This window comes from Micromonospora sp. NPDC004704 (assembly GCF_053601675.1).
In genome coordinates this window covers 1-14,980 of the sequence record NZ_JBSGCD010000038.1, presented here as the reverse complement: position 1 = coordinate 14,980, position 14,980 = coordinate 1, and the positions used below count along the sequence as shown (strand labels likewise).

Genomic DNA, 14,980 nt, shown 5'->3' with positions numbered 1-14,980 from the left:
CCCGCTTTAAGAAGGCTTTAAGAAACTTTCGGGTACGGGTCGAAAGCGCCTAACATACGGCGGCCGTGGCCGTCCGGTCAGCTTGTCGTGTCTTGCTTGTTGGGGAGTAACCCGTGTCATACAGCTCGTTCCGCGAACCCGACGCAAGTCCGCCGCCACGTCCCGGCCTCCTGGGGCGGCTCGCCGGTAACAGGCTGGGCATGGCCGCCGGTGTGACCGCCAGCGCGGCCGCTGTCGTGATCGTCGTCGCGGCCGCAGCCGTGTACCTGGGTGGCGACCCGGCCGCCGAGCCCGATCCGGCGAACGCGGCCAACGCCCTCGCGTACGCCTCGCCGTCGACCGGGCAGACGAACGGTCAGCCCGGGCAGACGGAGGCGCTCGGCTCGCTCGCGTCGGCCACCCCGGCGGCGTCGGCGTCGGCCCCTCCGGCCGGCGGGGCGTCGCCGTCGGCAGCGGCGGGGGCGACGGGGCCGCAGGCCGTGACCAGGCCGAAGAACACCGCGCCCGGTTGGCTCCCGGTTGACGACGCGGCGTGGAAGGCACAGGTCAACGCGTACAACGCGCTGAAGATCGACCCCGTTCCGGCCGGCGTGGGCAATCTGCCGGAGTTCCGCGCGGACTGCCAGTACAGCCACCGGCTGCCGGACGACCCGATCGTCGTGCCCGGCCTTCCGGGCGCCTCGCACATGCACTCGTTCGTCGGCAACAAGGCCGTTGACGCGCACACCGTGGCCGAGGACCTGACGAAGTTCACGGCCACCTCCTGCAAGCCGATCCAGGACCACTCCGCCTACTGGGTGCCGACGCTCTACGACAACGGAACCGGCCAGCCGGTCGAGACCACGGGTTTCCGCGTCTACTACCGCGCGCAGACGAAGAACCCGGCCGGTCAGCTGCCGATGCCGAACGGTCTGCGCATGATCAGTGGCGACGCCAAGAAGAGGACGCCGACGCCGCGCGGCGCGCAGGGCCAGTTCTACTGCGCCTTCTACGGCCCCGGCGACCTCGACGGCATCGCCCGCAGCACCAACGGCAACTGGCCCATCTGCGGCGGGGACGCCACGTTGCACTTCATGATGCAGTTCCCGGGTTGCTGGGACGGCAAGCACCTGGACAGCCCCAACCACAAGGACCACGTGGCGTACCCCTCCGGCGACGCCTGCCCGTCGAGTCACCCGGTGAAGATCCCGGCGATCACCTTCGACATCCAGTACGGGGTGAAGGGCACCCCCGCGGGCTACTACCTCTCCTCCGACAAGGAGGGCAAGAGCGCCTCGTCGATGCACGGTGACGCGTTTGTCATGTGGGACACCACCACCATGAACAAGCGCACCAAGAACTGCGTTTTCCAGCGCAGGACCTGCGACAACAACGGGTACCAGAAGTAACGCCGACGCGACTCCCCGGCTCACGGCAGAACAGCGCCGTGAGCCGGCGGGTGCGTTTCGCGGCCGGTGCCGGGCGCTCAGGCGCGGGCGGCCAGCTCCTTCAGGATGGCCTTGGCCGCCGCCTCGCCGGACGCGGGGTTCTGACCGGTGACCAGGTTGCCGTCGACCACCACGTACGACCCCCAGGCCGGACCGGACGAGAACTCGGCGCCGCCCCCACGGAGCCGCTCCTCCAACAGCCAGAGGGCGTTGGCGGCGAGACCGGTCTGGGTCTCCTCCTCGTCGGTGAACGCGGTGAGCTTGCGTCCCTTGAACAGCCAGCTGCCGTCCGGGTTGCCGGCGGAGAAGAAGCTCGCCTGGCCGTGGCAGAGACCGGCGACCACCTTGCTCTCGTCGGGCAGCAGGGTGGCCAGCACCCGGGCGACGTCGGGGTTCACCGCCAGGTCCTGCATCGGGCCGTGACCACCGGGGATGAGTACACCGTCGAAGTCGGCGGGGTCGATGTCCTCCAGCCGGGCGGGCTTTTCCAGCAGGTGGGCGACCCGCTCCAGGTACGCCCTGAGGTCGGCCACCTTCTCGACGTCGCCCCCGTTCGTCTCCGGCACCAGGCTGAACTCGTCGGCGACGGGGACCAGTCCGCCGGGGGTGGCGATGGTGACGTCCACTCCGGCCTCGGTGAGCAGGCGGTGCGGCACCACGAACTCCTCGCCCCAGAAGCCGGTGGGGCGTTGACCCCCGTCCCGCAGGCTCCAGGTGCGGGCCGAGGTCAGGATCATAAGAATCGATGGCATGAATACTCCCTGGGTGACGCGGCCCCACAACGGGCAGCCGATCGGTGTCGGGCGCGCCACGAACCGCGCCGCTGCAACGACCGTACCACCTTCAGTCCTAACGGCAAGTCGAGCGGCATCGCGTACGTTATTGTCGTAGGGACTTAGCCCATCACCTCGGCATCAGGCCCGAGGTACGGTAGTTTTGTCGCACGAGGAGGTGGTTGACCATGCCGGGAACGGAGGCGGACGCCTGTGCGCCCAGCGTGTGTGACAGCTCGGATCTGATCCTGGGCTTCGTCAACACCCGCCCCACGGGCGACGGACAACCCGAGTTGCTCGAGGGCCGGACCGGGCTGGCCGACTGGCTGACCAGAGCCGGCCTCGCCGACGCCGCTCCCTCCGCCACGTACTCCGATGCGGTCGCCGCCCAGGAGCTGCGCGCGGCCTTCGTCACGATCCTCCGGTCGCACGCCGGCTGCGTCGACGACGAAATGGCGGTTCCGGACGCCGAGGCATATCTCCAGCGCATCGCGGAGCGCTACCCGCTCACCCCGAGGATCAGTGCCGAGGGCTGCACGCTCGTCGCGTCCCAGTCCGGCGTACCGGGGGCGTTCGGCTCGCTCTTCGCCGCCGTCGCGGACCTCGCCGCCCGGGGCGGCTGGTCGCGGGTGAAGGTGTGCAAGAACTCCTCCTGCCACTCCGGCTTTTTCGACAAGACCCGCAACACCTCCGGCCTCTACTGCAGTGCCGCGTGCGGCTCACAGGCATCGATGCGCGCCTACCGCAGCCGCCTCAAAACCGCCTAACCCCCACCCCACCCCCTCCCCCTCCCCACCGCACGAAGCCCGCGATCTTGCAGTTGTGGTGGTTCACAAGTCCGAACTAATGCCGCAATTTCAGGCACCCAAACTGCAAGATCGCCGGGTGGGGCGGGCGGGGGCGGGCGGGGCGGGTGGGGTGGGTGGGGAGCCGGGGTGGTCAGCCGAGGCGGATGCGGGCGCGGACCACGTCGCCGTCGCGTTCGAACTCGGCGCCGGCGCGGCGCAGGACGCCGAGGGCGGGGGCGTTGTCGGCGGTGGTCTCGGCCACCACCAGGCGGGCGCCGGCGCCGACCGCCTCGGCGAGCAGTAGTCGCAACGCGGTGGCGGCGATGCCCTGACCCCGGGCCGACTTGCCGAGCCACATCCCGGTTTCCATGGTCGCCGGTCTGTCGTGGTGACTCATCCGGATCATACCCACCACGTCACCGTCGACCATGATCGCGAACATCAGCGTACGGGCGTTGCCGTCCAGGCCGTCGAAGCGCGCCCGGTGGAACTCCCGGAACGCCTCCCGCCGTGCGTGCGACCACCCGGCGGGTGCCTCGACCGGCGGCATCACGTCGTCGGGTTCCGCCTCCGCGACGGCTACTGACAGCAACGGCTCCAGGGTCTGCTCGTCGATCGGCGTCAGTTGTACGTTGCTGCTCACGTTCGGAGTGTTCCCGGCGCGCACCCGCCTCGTCCACCGCTTTGGCCAAGCGCGGCCGTTACGCCAAGAGGCCCTGTCCGGTACAGCCTGCGTGGCTGCATGAACGGCCGGGGCGGTGGTGACCGACAGTAGCCCCGCCACGTCGATCGGCTCCGGTGGCACTCCGATCTGGGACGGGATCGGTGAGAGCGGACGAGCAGCGGGTCAGCGGTCGAAGCGGCACAGGGCGGCCGTGGCGTCGTCGTACCGCTTGAAACGGTGCCGGTCCTGGCCGTCGCCGTTGTCCTGTTCGGCGGCACGGACCCGCCGGATCAACTCGCTCGGTCCCTCGGCGGTGAGCAGGGCCAACAGGTTGTGCCAGTCGAACAGGCCCAGCTTGTCGACCGCGTACGACGCACCGTCGGTGAGCAGGGCGACCCGGCGTACCCGGTCGGGCCCGGTCAGCGACAGCCCGCCGCCGATGGCGTGGTACGCGGCGTCCGGGTCGGCGGCGGCGACCCAGTAGCCGCCCGGGGTGTTCATCTGCTGCCGCTGCCAGGTCACCGAGCGGCGGAACCCCGCCTGCGGGTCGCTGTCGTCGTTGCCCGCCCCGCCCGCGAACGCGGCCGACTTCACCCCGACCATGGTCGTGTCCAACCGGTCGTCGGTGATCACCTGCAACCGGCTGCCCAGGTCCACGACCAGCGGACTGTCGCAGAGCACCAGGTAGTCGACGTGCTCGCTGCCCTGCCGGATCATGCAGACGGTGGAGGACGGGGTGCCGGGATGACCCAGGTCGCACCGGTTGCCGTGGTCCCCGCGTACGGCGTCGATCGCGCCCGCGAGGATCTCCATCAGGGTGGCGCCGGGACGGTCCGCCGCGACCAGGCCGATCCGCGCGGCGAGCCGGCGGACGTACCACGCGGGACCGTGTACGCAACCGGTGTCGAAGCCCTCCGGCACGGTCGCCCCGTCGAGTACGCCGACGAGCTGCCCGTACTGGAAGACGTGATCCTCGTTGGCCAGTCGGTCCGGTGCCGCTTCGGAGGCGGACCATACCTGCATCATCCTGAGGTCTCCGGCTCTGCCGCGAGGCAGCGGGGCTGCGCTCGATCGAAGGGTTGTCGAGGAAGTTTCGCCTTGATCCATGTCTACCCGAACGGACCCGACACTCTCAGGGAATGAGTCCCTTCCCACGCGCGGAATACCCGCGCAGCCGGCGAAAGTACGTGCCGGGCGGACGGTTATCGCGAACACGAGGATCCTTCGCCGTCACCGACGGTAACGTCAAGCGTGAACGGTGTGCCCGCCCACGCCCGGGTGACGACACCGCGCGATTGGGGGGCCAGATGTTGCAGAAGCTGCACGACATGGGGCTGAAGTCGGACCACTGCTATGCGGCGGGCTTTGCCAGCATCGCCCTGTCATTCGGCTGCTGGTTGATGTCCAAGCAGTTCGAAAAGGGTGCGGAGATCGACCGCGCGGACCGCTGGGGCATCTTCGTCGGCGAGTGGGCGCCCACGTTCATCGCGCTCGGCAACGGCCTTCGGACGTACGAGAAGTAACACCCGTTCCCGTCCTGCCGCCAGCGTGATCGGCTGTCAGCGGCGGCGGGTACGGGAGCGGGCGGCGCGCAGCCGGCGCAGTCGGGCCACCAGCACCGGCTCGGCGGCGAGCGCGGCCGGGTTGTCCAGCAGCGCATTGAGCAGTTGGTAGTAACGGGTCGCGGACAGGTCGAAGGAGTCCCGGATCGCCTGCTCCTTGGCTCCGGCGTGCTTCCACCACCGCCGCTCGAAGACGAGGATCTCCTGCTCCCGCTCGGTCAGCCCGACGGTCTTCGCGGCTGCCGGCTCCTCGGCCGCTTCGGCGTCGTCGGGCTCGTGATCGGCCGGCTCCGGCTCGGTCCGATGTTCCGGGCCGATCCGCTGGCCCGGTACGACCGGCGCGGTGGTCTGCGTCGCTGCGGGATTGTCGTCGTCGGTGGCTGGAGCGTCAGCACCCGGCTTCATGGCGCTCCTCGCAGACCTCGGCAGCCGCACCCGTCGCACGGCCCCACCAGCCTAATCGCGCCCGGCCCGAACTCCCAGATCCCCGCCGTACGGTCTTGTTCGACCGTCAGGCGACGTTGAGCTGGATGTTACCGATCCGGGCAACAATGTCCAGGTGTCCGCCGAGGCCCGAGACATACGCCCGCAGGCTCTCCAGGCTGGTTACCGCACCGTTCTCGATCTGGCTGATACGAGCCTGTGACAGTCCGGCTGCCTCGGCGAGTTGTGTCTGGGTCATGCCCAGCTGCTTGCGGATCTCGGCCAACTGCGCACCGCTCACTGCGGCGAGCATCTGCTCGCGCATGTGCGTGCGCCGGGTAACCCGGTCGGCGTTGTCCCATTCGGGGTCGGCGGCTCGCGCCTTGGCCTTGACCTCGCGCCAGTTCGCTGCCGCGCTCATCGCTGCTCCTCCTTCAACCTCATGAGGTGCTCCTCGAAGCGATCATCCGCCAGCGCGATGGCGCTGCGATACCAGGCCTGCCACTGCCCCGACTTGTCTCCTGCAACGAGCACCACAGATTCCCGGACAGGGTCGAACGCGAAGATCATGCGGACCTCCGTCGAGCCGGACGAGCCGGGCCGCAGTTCCTTCATGTGATGGAACCTGCTGCCCTTCAGACGATCTACGAGTGGGCGACCCAGCGCCGGCCCTTGTTCGACAAGTAAGTCGATGGCCTCGGCAACGAGGTCGGCACTGGCGGGATCGACCCGGCAGAGGTCGAGAAACCATGCCTCAACCTCGGGGTGCAGTTTTACCTCCCACACAACCGTAACTATAACTCGCACTTATATAGCCAGCAAGTACGGCAGATGATGAAGCTCATTACCCAGGACGGGAACAGGAGAGCCGGATCAGGTGACGTCGCGGCGGCGCATGGACCAGATCGCGGCGGCGAGGACCACCACCGTGCCGATGCCGAAGACCAGGCCCGAGTCCTGCCAGGTGACGACCAGTTCACCCGGTACGCACTCGCCTCCCCGGAAGTTGCACGCGTCGTAGTCGAAGAGGGTCCACCTCTTCTCGAACCAGGCCAGCGCATAGGTGGACAGGACGTACCGGTCACCGAACGGGGTACCGATCAGGCCCATGATGGTCCGTACGCCGATCTCGCTGACCACGGTGACGCCCACGGCGACGCCGAGCGCCATCGCGGTGTGCCGGCCCAGGGAGGCCAGCCCGAAGGCGATCGCGCCGACCGCGAGCACCAGGCCGACCGCGCGGAGACCGGAGAGCGCGAACGACTCCCAGACCCCCTGCGTCATCTTCCCGGTGATCCCGTCGAACCGGCCGATCAGCCAGAACGCGGCCGTCCACAGTGCACCGAGCACCAGGCTGAGGCCGAGCAGCGTACTGAGCAGCGCGGCCAGCTTGGTGAACAGGACGGTCAGCCGTTTCGGCCGCCACAGCAGCAGGTTGGTCATCCCGCCGGTGTGCCACTCCGCCCCGATGTACGAGGCGCCGACGACAAACGCGAACAGCGCCAGGATGCCGGCGAAGATCGCGATGAAGGCGCCGAACTCCTCACGAAAATCGAACTGGTACGGCATGAACCACTGCGCCTGGAAGTTGTCCCTGGTCGGCGCCCACTCCCGGCCGCAGTCGGGCGGGAACTGGTCGGTCCCCGCACCGGCCGCCTGGGCCGCCTCGCAGGCGCGTACGGATTCCGCGTGGTACCGCATCTGTTCCTGGTACGCCGCCTCGGCCCGGACCTCGGCGGCGGCCACCTGCGCCGGGCCGACCTTGTGGCTGTTCACGGTGAAGGCGATCGCGATCCCGGCCAGCCCGAGGACGAGCAGGGCCAGCATCAGCCGGGTCACCCGGCGTTTGAAGATCCGGCGCAGTTCGGTCGTGTAGAGGCTCATACTCCCCAACCTCCCGGCGTACCGCCGGATCCGGCGGGCCCTGGATCGGTGCCCGTGCCGCCGACGAGCGCGGACTCGTCGACCTGGCGGTGCTGACCGGGCACCGGGGCGGTGGCGGTCAGGTCCAGGAAGACGCTCTCCAGGTCGGCGGTGACCGGGGCGAGTTCGCTGACGTACAGGTTGTGGCCGGCGAGCGTGCGGCTGACCCAGGCGGGCTGCTCCACGCCGTAGACCATCAGATGGTCGGTCTCGGTGCTCACCCGTGCACCGGCCTGGGTCAGCGCCTCGGCCGCCAGCGGCAGTTCGGCGGCAGCCTCCAGGCGTACCCGGAGGCCACTGCCGGCGTGCTGGGCGAGGACCTCGGAGACCGGACCGGCGGCGACCCGACGGCCGCGCGAGATGATGGTGACGGAGTCGCAGATGAGCTGGACCTCGCCGAGGATGTGGCTGGAGAGCACGACGGTCATGCCGGACTCGGCCAGGTTGCGCATCAGCGCCCGCATCTCCCGGATGCCGCCGGGGTCGAGGCCGTTGGCCGGCTCGTCGAGGATCAGCAGGCGCGGGTTCTTCAGCAGGGCCGAGGCGACCGCGAGGCGTTGTTTCATGCCGAGCGAGTAGGACCTGACCCGGTCCTTGCTCCGGTCCCGGAGCCCGACCAGTTCGAGGACCTCGGCGACCCGTGCCTGCGGGACCCCGCCGGCACCGGCCAGCAGGGAGAGGGTGTCCTGCGCGGTGAAGTTCGGGAAGAACTGCGGGCTCTCCACGATCGCGCCGACCGAGCCGGCGACGTCGGGCAGGGCGGCCGGCACCTCACGGCCGAGGAGCGCCATCCGGCCGCCGTTGGCCTTGATCAGACCGAGCAGCGTACGGAGGGTGGTCGTCTTGCCGGAGCCGTTCGGACCGAGGAAGCCGTGCACCTGCCCCGCCTCGACCAGCATGTCGAATCCGTCCAGGGCGTGCCGGGTGCCACGGCGTCTGCTCCGGTAGGTCTTCCGTAGACCCTCGATCTCCAGTACGGCCGTCAACGCCGACCTCCCGTGCAAACGGTCATGACTGGCGCCACCGTAGTCGATATGTCAGCGGGAGAGGTCCCGAACACCCAAAATGCCTGATACTGGTCAGGCGGTGATGACGTGTACGCCGGCCTGGCGGAAGCCCTCGACGATGGCGGGATCCGCCCCGGAGTCGGTCACCAGGGTCTCGACCCGTTCCACCGGGCAGATCCGGGCGAAGGCGTGACCGCCCAGTTTGGACGAGTCCGCGATGATCACCACGCGTTTCGCGCGGGCCACCATCAGGTTGTTCATCGACGCCTCACCCTCGTGGTGGGCGGCGGCCCCGAGCTGTACGTCGATCGCGTCCACCCCGAGCAGGGCCACGTCCAGGGTGACCTCGCGCAGGAGCGCCCCGCCGAGCGGGCCGACCAGTTCGAACGACTGTGGCCGGACGACGCCGCCGGCCACCACCACCTTCATCCGGGACCGGACCAACAGCTCGTTGGCGATGTTCAGGGCGTTGGTGACCACGGTGAGCTGTGCACCGTCGGCGCTGGTGTTGAGGTCCGGACGTACGGCGAGGGCGCGGGCGACCTCGGTGGTGGTGGTCCCGCCGTTGAGGCCGACCACCATGCCGGGTGAGACCAGTGCGGCGGCGGCGGTCCCGATGCGTTGCTTCTCGGCCGAGTGCTTGGCCGTCTTGTAGCGCAGCGGCAGGTCGTACGAGACCCCGTTGGCGACCGCGCCACCCCGGGTCCGGTTGATCATCTGCTGTTGGGCCAACTGGTCGAAGTCACGCCGGATGGTCGCCTGCGAGACGTCGAGCCGCGCGGCGGCGTCCTCCACGCTGACCCGGCCGCTCTCGGTCAGCAGCTCCAGCAGGGCGTTCCATCTCGCGTACCGGTCCACCGCGAGCCTCCATGCACGTACGGTGATTGATTGCGTGCACACTAGTGCGCGAAACTACGGTGGCGCAAAGAGAGCGCTTGCGCGAACCTGCGCACAGTTGCCAGGTCGAACATGTTTCGAGCAGAATAACGCGCGAAAGACGTGCGGAACGAACGGTATCGCGCAGCATTTCTCGCCAGCGAGGAGCCCTGATGGCGTACGTCGACGCGGAGATCAACAGCCAGCCCGACTGCTGGTTACAGGCCGCCGCACTCGCCGGCCCGTCGGCCGACGCACTTCCCCGACGGGGCGAGCGGGTCGCCGTTGTCGGCTGCGGCACCTCCTGGTTCATCGCCATGGCGTACGCCGCCCTGCGCGAACGCGCCGGCCAGGGCGAGACCGACGCGTTCCAGGCGTCGGAGTTCCCCGCCGGACGCCACTACGACCGGATCATCGCGATCACCCGCTCCGGCACCACCACCGAGGTCCTCGACCTGCTCGCCGCCGTACACGGCCGGACTCCCGCCACGGTCATCGTCGGCGACCCCGACTCGCCCGCCGTCGACCTCGCCAGCGCGGACGTACGACTCCCGTTCGCCGACGAGCGGTCAGTGGTGCAGACCCGCTTCGCCACCAGCGCACTCGCGCTGCTCCGGGCACATCTCGGCGAGAACCTCACCGCACTGGCCCACGACGCCGAGGTGGCCGTACGCGCACCGCTGCCGGTGGACCCGGCCCAGATCGAACAGGCGACCTTCCTCGGTCGGGGGTGGACCATCGGGCTCGCCCAGGAAGCCGCCCTGAAGTGCCGGGAGGCGGCCACCTTCTGGTCCGAGGCGTACCCGGCGATGGACTACCGGCACGGCCCGATCTCGATCGCCGGCCCGGGGCGGATGGTGTGGGCGTTCGGTGACATCCCGGAGGGGCTGGCCGAGGAGATCGCCGGCACCGGGGCCGCCTTCGTCCACAGTCGCACCAACGGCACCCACACCGTGCTCGGTGACTGGGCCGCCGGGCGTACGCCGCTCGACCCGATGGCCGACCTGATCCTGGCCCAGCGGTTCGCGGTGGCCCTCGCCGTCAGCCGTGGCCTGGACCCGGACACCCCGCGCAACCTCACCCGCTCCGTGGTGCTGACGTGACCGGGGCCGCCCCGGCGGCCCGGTCCACCCCCTCCGCCCACCCCACCGTGGTGATCGCGCTCGACGTGGGCGGCACCGGCATCAAGTGCGCGCTGGTCCGACCGGACGGCACCAACCACCACACCGAACGGCACCCCACCCGCGCCGATCGCGGCCCCGAAGCCGTGGTGCAGACCATCCTCGGGGTGGCCGAGGGCCTGGCCGACCGGGCCCGCGCCGACGGGCTCGACCCGGTCGCGGTCGGCATCGCGGTGCCCGGTGTGGTGGACGAGGCCGCCGGGGTGGCGGTCTGGTCGGCGAACGTCGGCTTCCGCGACGTACCCCTGCGGGCCCTGGTCACCGAGCGCCTGGGGCTGCCGGCGGCGCTCGGCCACGACGTACGCGCGGGCGGCATCGCCGAGGCGCGGATCGGTGCCGGCCAGGGCGGCCGGTACGTCCTCTTCGTCGCCATCGGCACCGGCATCGCCGCAGCCCTCACCATCGACGGTACGGCGTACGTCGGCGCCCACGGCGCGGCCGGCGAACTCGGGCACATCGTCGTCCGACCGGACGGACCCCGCTGCGGCTGCGGCCAGGTCGGCTGCCTGGAGGCGATCGCCTCGGCCGCCGCCGTCGGCCGCCGTTACACCGAACTGGCCGGCGAACCGGCGAGCGCGGCCGAGGTCGTACGCCGGGCGACGGCCGGGGAGAAGCTCGCCACCCGGATCTGGCAGGAGACCGTCGAGGCGCTCGCCGACGGGCTGCTGATCGCCCAGGCGCTCTACGACCCGGCGGTGGTGGTGGTCGGTGGCGGCCTGGCCGAAGCGGGTGACGAACTGCTCGTTCCGCTGCGCGCCGCCCTGCGCGCCCGGTTGACCTTCCACCGAGAACCGAAGCTGGTACGGGCCGCCCTCGGCGACGAAGCCGGCTGCCTCGGTGCCGCACTGCTCGCCCTCGACGCCATCGACACCGCCCCCATCCCCGACAGGTAGTAGGAGCCCTCGTGACGGATCGCGTGACTGGCAAGGTGGTTACCCCGACCGGAGTCATCCGGCAGGGGTGTGTGGAGTTCGACGGCGAGCGGATCACCGCGGTTGCCGAGTATCCGTCGATCCGGGACGGGAACTGGATCGTGCCGGGCTTCGTCGACATCCACACCCACGGCGGCGGCGGGCACACCTTCACCACCGGGGACGCCGAAGCGGCCCGCGGGGCGGCGGACTTCCACCTCTCCCACGGCACCACCACCCTGCTGGCCAGCCTGGTGAGCTCACCGACCGAGCTGATGCACCAGGCAACCTCCGCGTTCGCGCCGCTGGTCAAGGAGGGGGTGCTCGCCGGGATCCACTTCGAGGGCCCGTACCTGTCGCAGGCCCGGTGCGGTGCGCAGAACCCGGAGTTCCTGCGCGACCCGTCGCTCGACGAACTCGGCGAACTGCTCGACGCGGGCGAGGGCGCGATCCGCATGGTCACCATCGCCCCGGAACGTCCGGGCGCACTGGACGCGATCCGGCTGCTGGTCAACCGGGGTGTGGTCGCAGCGGTCGGGCACACCGACGCCACGTACGAGCAGACCATGGCCGCGGTGAACGCCGGGGCGACCGTCGCCACCCACCTGTTCAACGGCATGCGTGCCCCGCACCACCGCGAACCCGGCCCGGTCTTCGCGCTGCTCGGCGCGGCGAGTGTGGTCTGCGAACTGGTCGCCGACGGCATCCACCTGCACGACGGGACGCTGAACTTCGCCGCCTCGGTCGGCGGCGCGGACCGGTCCGCCCTGATCACCGACGCGATGGCCGCCGCCGGCATGCCCGACGGCGAGTACGAACTGGGCGGCCAGACGGTGGTCGTCGCCGACCGGGCGGCCCGGTTGGCCCGGGATGGTGCCATCGCCGGCAGCACCCTCACCATGGACGCCGCCCTGCGCCGCGCGGTCGACGCCGGCATCGCCCTGCCCGACGCCTGCCGGATGGCCTCCACCACCCCCGCCCGCGCCATCGGCCAAAGCGACAACCTCGGCGCCCTGCTGCCCGGCCACCGCGCCGACCTGGTCGAACTCAACGAGGACCTGCAGGTCGTCCGGGTCATGCGCGCCGGTACCTGGCTCCGCTAACCCGCTGCGTTCTCGTCCGCGATCTAGGGCAAATGGTGGCTAGTGGAGATCAACTAGCCACCATTTGCCCTAGATCGCGTTCAGGGGGTGGGGCGGCGGGGGGTGGTGGTGAGGGTGTGGGTTAGGGCGCCTACACCCAGGACGGCAAGGCCGGTGAGGACGCTGGTTAGTGGGAGGGTGGCGGCCAGGAGTAGGCAGCCGAGCAGGCCCAGGACGGCTAGCGGTTGTACGGGGAGTCGGCGGCTGTTGTCGCGGCCGAGGGTGAGGGCGGCGGCGTTCGTGATCGCGTAGTAGACCAGGACGGTGCAGCTCGAGAAGCCGATCGCCGTACGGAGGTCGCCGAGGCTGACGAGGATGATCACCACGCCCGCCACCAGCAGCTCGGCCCGGTGCGGGACCCGTCGACGGGGGTGTACGGCGGCGAGCGCACCGGGCAGGTCACGGCGTCGGGCCATCGCCAGCATGGTCCGGCCGACCCCGGCGACCAGCGCCAGCAGTACGCCGGTGACGGCGACCGCCGCGCCGACGCGTACCAGCCAGGCGAGGGAGGGTAGGCCGGCGGCGGTCACCACGTCGGCCAGCGGTGCCGACGAGGCGGCGAGCCGGTCGGCGCCGAGCACGGACAGGGTCACCGCGGCGAGGGTCAGGTAGACCAGCAGGACCAGCCCGAGTGCGAGCGGCACCGCGCGCGGGATGGTGCGCTCCGGGTCGCGTACCTCCTCGCCGAGGGTGGCGATCCGGGCGTACCCGGCGAAGGCGAAGAAGAGCAGCCCTGCGGCGCCGAGTACGCCGTACCCGCTGGTGCCGGCGGTGTCGGCGAGCCGGGACGCGTCGGCGGACCCGGTGGTGAGGCCGACGGCCGTGACCGCGACGAGCACGGTGACGGTTGCGGCGACCAGCCACCGGGTGGCGCGTGCGGTCTTGGAGATCCCGCCGAGGTTGACCACGGTGACGGCGAGTACGGCCACCACCGCGACCGTCCTGGCCTGGCCCGGCCAGAGGTAGGCGCCGATGGTGAGCGCCATCGCGGCGCAGCTCGCGGTCTTGCCGGCGACGAAGGCCCAGCCGGCAAGGAAGCCGGCGAGGTCGCCGAGCCGTTCCCTGCCGTAGACGTAGGTGCCGCCGGATTCGGGGTAGCGGGCGGCGAGCCGGGCCGAACTGGTCGCGTTGCAGTAGGCGACAAATCCGGCTATTGCGAGTGCGATCAGCAGGCCGGTCCCGCTGCCGGCGGCGGCGGTCGCCGGGGCGAAGACCACAAAAACGCCCGCCCCGAGCATCGACCCGAGCCCGATGACCACCGCGTCGGGTACGCCGAGTCGCCGGTCGAGCTGCCCCGATGCCGTCCGCTGTTGTTCCACGGGCGGGAGCCTAGGAGGTGGAGGTGAACACTCCGGGTCGGTCGACGTTGCCGGGCAGCCTCGGCAGTGGGATGTCGTCCCAGAGGACGCGGGTGAGGATCCGGTCGACGAAGAGGCCGAGCAGTAGTCCGGCGACGCTGTCGGTGATCCAGTGGAAGCTCAGGTAGGTGGTGGTGCAGAAGACGATCGCCGGGGGCGCGATCCGGATCGCCAGTGCCAGGCCCGTGGGCGGGTCCGGTCGGCCCAGCGTACGCAGCAGCGCGACCAGGAGCAGGGAGATCACGCCGTACCAGATGATGGCGTTGGCGACGTGCCCGGACGGGTAGGACATGCTGTATTCGCCCACGGGCAGATGGTTGTTGAAGATCTTGACGGACTCTTCGGGCGGCAGTTTTGAGCTGGGGGCGGCCCGGTCGGTCCAGACCTTGAACGGCCCGATGGTGACGTAGGTGGCGACGAACGCGGCGGCGACCACCAGCAGGGGGCGGATCGAGCGGGAGCGCAGGCCCGTGGCGATGCCGAGGATCGCGGCGAGCGGGGTGAGCAGCCAACCGCCCTGGCCGAGGTAGTTGAACACCCGCGCGATCCAGTACGCGACATCGGGGCGGTGGGTGTCGCTCCACTCGCGTACGGACTGGTCGAGACCGTAGAGGTGGCCGTTGGCGAGGGCGAGGGTGATGCCGGCCAGGCCGATCAGGAGCAGGGCGTCGAACCACCAGCCGGCCGGGTACACCGGTCGCAGCCGCAGCCCCGATCGCCGTACCGTTCCGGTCCCCCGCCCGCTCTCTCGCACCCGCCCACGCTACCGCGCCCCCGCGCGGACCCCTCGTGCACGCACACCCCCTCCCCTCCCTCCCCCCAAGATCCGCACACTTACAGAGAAAGAGTGCCCGTGCTCAGTCGGTGGAAGCAATCGGGCTGGTTAGTAGCTCGGCGAAGATTTCCTTGGGTTTCTTGTAGCCGAGGATGCGGCGGGGTCGGTTG

17 protein-coding genes are annotated in these 14,980 nt (G+C 70.3%); 6 read left to right on the top strand and 11 right to left on the bottom strand.

Annotation, left to right across the window (positions count from 1 at the left end; all coding sequences use genetic code 11):
- The first annotated feature begins 113 nt into the window (after positions 1-113).
- Positions 114-1,388 carry a DUF1996 domain-containing protein gene (locus ACWEFB_RS32455; protein ID WP_452291567.1) on the top strand — a complete coding sequence of 425 codons (1,275 nt, stop codon included), beginning with the start codon at positions 114-116 and terminating at the stop codon, positions 1,386-1,388.
- A 77-nt stretch (positions 1,389-1,465) separates the two neighbouring features.
- On the opposite strand, the gene ACWEFB_RS32450 is transcribed toward ACWEFB_RS32455, so the two are convergent.
- Positions 1,466-2,179 (bottom strand): type 1 glutamine amidotransferase domain-containing protein, encoded by a 714-nt coding sequence (locus ACWEFB_RS32450; protein ID WP_452291565.1) that lies wholly within the window; start codon positions 2,177-2,179, stop codon positions 1,466-1,468.
- A gap of 209 nt (positions 2,180-2,388) precedes the next feature.
- Here ACWEFB_RS32450 and ACWEFB_RS32445 point away from each other — a divergent pair, with 209 nt between their 5' ends.
- Complete coding sequence (locus ACWEFB_RS32445) at positions 2,389-2,967, top strand: CGNR zinc finger domain-containing protein (protein ID WP_452291563.1); 579 nt, start codon at positions 2,389-2,391, stop codon at positions 2,965-2,967.
- A gap of 172 nt (positions 2,968-3,139) precedes the next feature.
- On the opposite strand, the gene ACWEFB_RS32440 is transcribed toward ACWEFB_RS32445, so the two are convergent.
- Positions 3,140-3,631 carry a GNAT family N-acetyltransferase gene (locus ACWEFB_RS32440; RefSeq protein WP_452291561.1) on the bottom strand — a complete coding sequence of 164 codons (492 nt, stop codon included), beginning with the start codon at positions 3,629-3,631 and terminating at the stop codon, positions 3,140-3,142.
- A gap of 204 nt (positions 3,632-3,835) precedes the next feature.
- On the bottom strand, positions 3,836-4,678 hold the full coding sequence (locus tag ACWEFB_RS32435; RefSeq protein ID WP_326562284.1) for a hypothetical protein: 843 nt from the start codon (positions 4,676-4,678) through the stop codon (positions 3,836-3,838).
- A 281-nt stretch (positions 4,679-4,959) separates the two neighbouring features.
- Here ACWEFB_RS32435 and ACWEFB_RS32430 point away from each other — a divergent pair, with 281 nt between their 5' ends.
- Complete coding sequence (locus tag ACWEFB_RS32430; RefSeq protein ID WP_326562283.1) at positions 4,960-5,175, top strand: hypothetical protein; 216 nt, start codon at positions 4,960-4,962, stop codon at positions 5,173-5,175.
- Positions 5,176-5,211: 36 nt separating this feature from the next.
- Here ACWEFB_RS32430 and ACWEFB_RS32425 read toward each other — a convergent pair whose 3' ends face one another.
- From ACWEFB_RS32425 to ACWEFB_RS32400, 6 genes are all read right to left on the bottom strand, one after another.
- Positions 5,212-5,619, bottom strand: a complete 408-nt coding sequence (locus ACWEFB_RS32425) for a DUF3263 domain-containing protein (protein ID WP_452291558.1) — start codon at positions 5,617-5,619, stop codon at positions 5,212-5,214.
- Positions 5,620-5,725: 106 nt separating this feature from the next.
- The gene (locus tag ACWEFB_RS32420; protein WP_452291556.1) at positions 5,726-6,058 is read right to left on the bottom strand and encodes a helix-turn-helix domain-containing protein; all 333 of its coding nucleotides are present in this window, start codon (positions 6,056-6,058) and stop codon (positions 5,726-5,728) included.
- On the bottom strand, positions 6,055-6,423 hold the full coding sequence (locus ACWEFB_RS32415; protein WP_452291554.1) for a type II toxin-antitoxin system RelE/ParE family toxin: 369 nt from the start codon (positions 6,421-6,423) through the stop codon (positions 6,055-6,057). The genes ACWEFB_RS32420 and ACWEFB_RS32415 overlap by 4 nt, the downstream gene beginning before the upstream one ends.
- Positions 6,424-6,510: 87 nt before the next feature.
- Entirely contained in the window at positions 6,511-7,521 is a 1,011-nt protein-coding gene (locus ACWEFB_RS32410) for an ABC transporter permease subunit (RefSeq protein ID WP_452291552.1), read from the bottom strand.
- Positions 7,518-8,459, bottom strand: coding sequence for an ATP-binding cassette domain-containing protein (locus ACWEFB_RS32405; protein ID WP_452291631.1), 942 nt, complete (start codon positions 8,457-8,459; stop codon positions 7,518-7,520). Before ACWEFB_RS32405 ends, ACWEFB_RS32410 begins: the two co-directional genes overlap by 4 nt.
- A gap of 180 nt (positions 8,460-8,639) precedes the next feature.
- Positions 8,640-9,425: a DeoR/GlpR family DNA-binding transcription regulator gene (locus ACWEFB_RS32400; RefSeq protein ID WP_326562280.1), complete on the bottom strand. Its 786-nt coding sequence runs from the start codon at positions 9,423-9,425 to the stop codon at positions 8,640-8,642.
- Positions 9,426-9,616: 191 nt separating this feature from the next.
- Here ACWEFB_RS32400 and ACWEFB_RS32395 point away from each other — a divergent pair, with 191 nt between their 5' ends.
- Genes ACWEFB_RS32395 through nagA form a run of 3 tightly spaced genes read left to right on the top strand, consistent with a single transcriptional unit; the run spans position 9,617 to position 12,638 of the window.
- Entirely contained in the window at positions 9,617-10,546 is a 930-nt protein-coding gene (locus tag ACWEFB_RS32395) for an SIS domain-containing protein (RefSeq protein WP_452291549.1), read from the top strand.
- Positions 10,543-11,517 carry an ROK family protein gene (locus ACWEFB_RS32390; RefSeq protein WP_452291547.1) on the top strand — a complete coding sequence of 325 codons (975 nt, stop codon included), beginning with the start codon at positions 10,543-10,545 and terminating at the stop codon, positions 11,515-11,517. Before ACWEFB_RS32395 ends, ACWEFB_RS32390 begins: the two co-directional genes overlap by 4 nt.
- A gap of 11 nt (positions 11,518-11,528) precedes the next feature.
- On the top strand, positions 11,529-12,638 hold the full coding sequence (gene nagA, locus ACWEFB_RS32385) for an N-acetylglucosamine-6-phosphate deacetylase (protein WP_452291545.1): 1,110 nt from the start codon (positions 11,529-11,531) through the stop codon (positions 12,636-12,638).
- Positions 12,639-12,718: 80 nt separating this feature from the next.
- On the opposite strand, the gene ACWEFB_RS32380 is transcribed toward nagA, so the two are convergent.
- Together ACWEFB_RS32380 and ACWEFB_RS32375 are read right to left on the bottom strand one after the other, a co-directional pair.
- Complete coding sequence (locus ACWEFB_RS32380; protein WP_452291628.1) at positions 12,719-13,915, bottom strand: APC family permease; 1,197 nt, start codon at positions 13,913-13,915, stop codon at positions 12,719-12,721.
- A gap of 91 nt (positions 13,916-14,006) precedes the next feature.
- Positions 14,007-14,789: a phosphatase PAP2 family protein gene (locus ACWEFB_RS32375; RefSeq protein ID WP_452291543.1), complete on the bottom strand. Its 783-nt coding sequence runs from the start codon at positions 14,787-14,789 to the stop codon at positions 14,007-14,009.
- Positions 14,790-14,980: the final 191 nt, after the last annotated feature.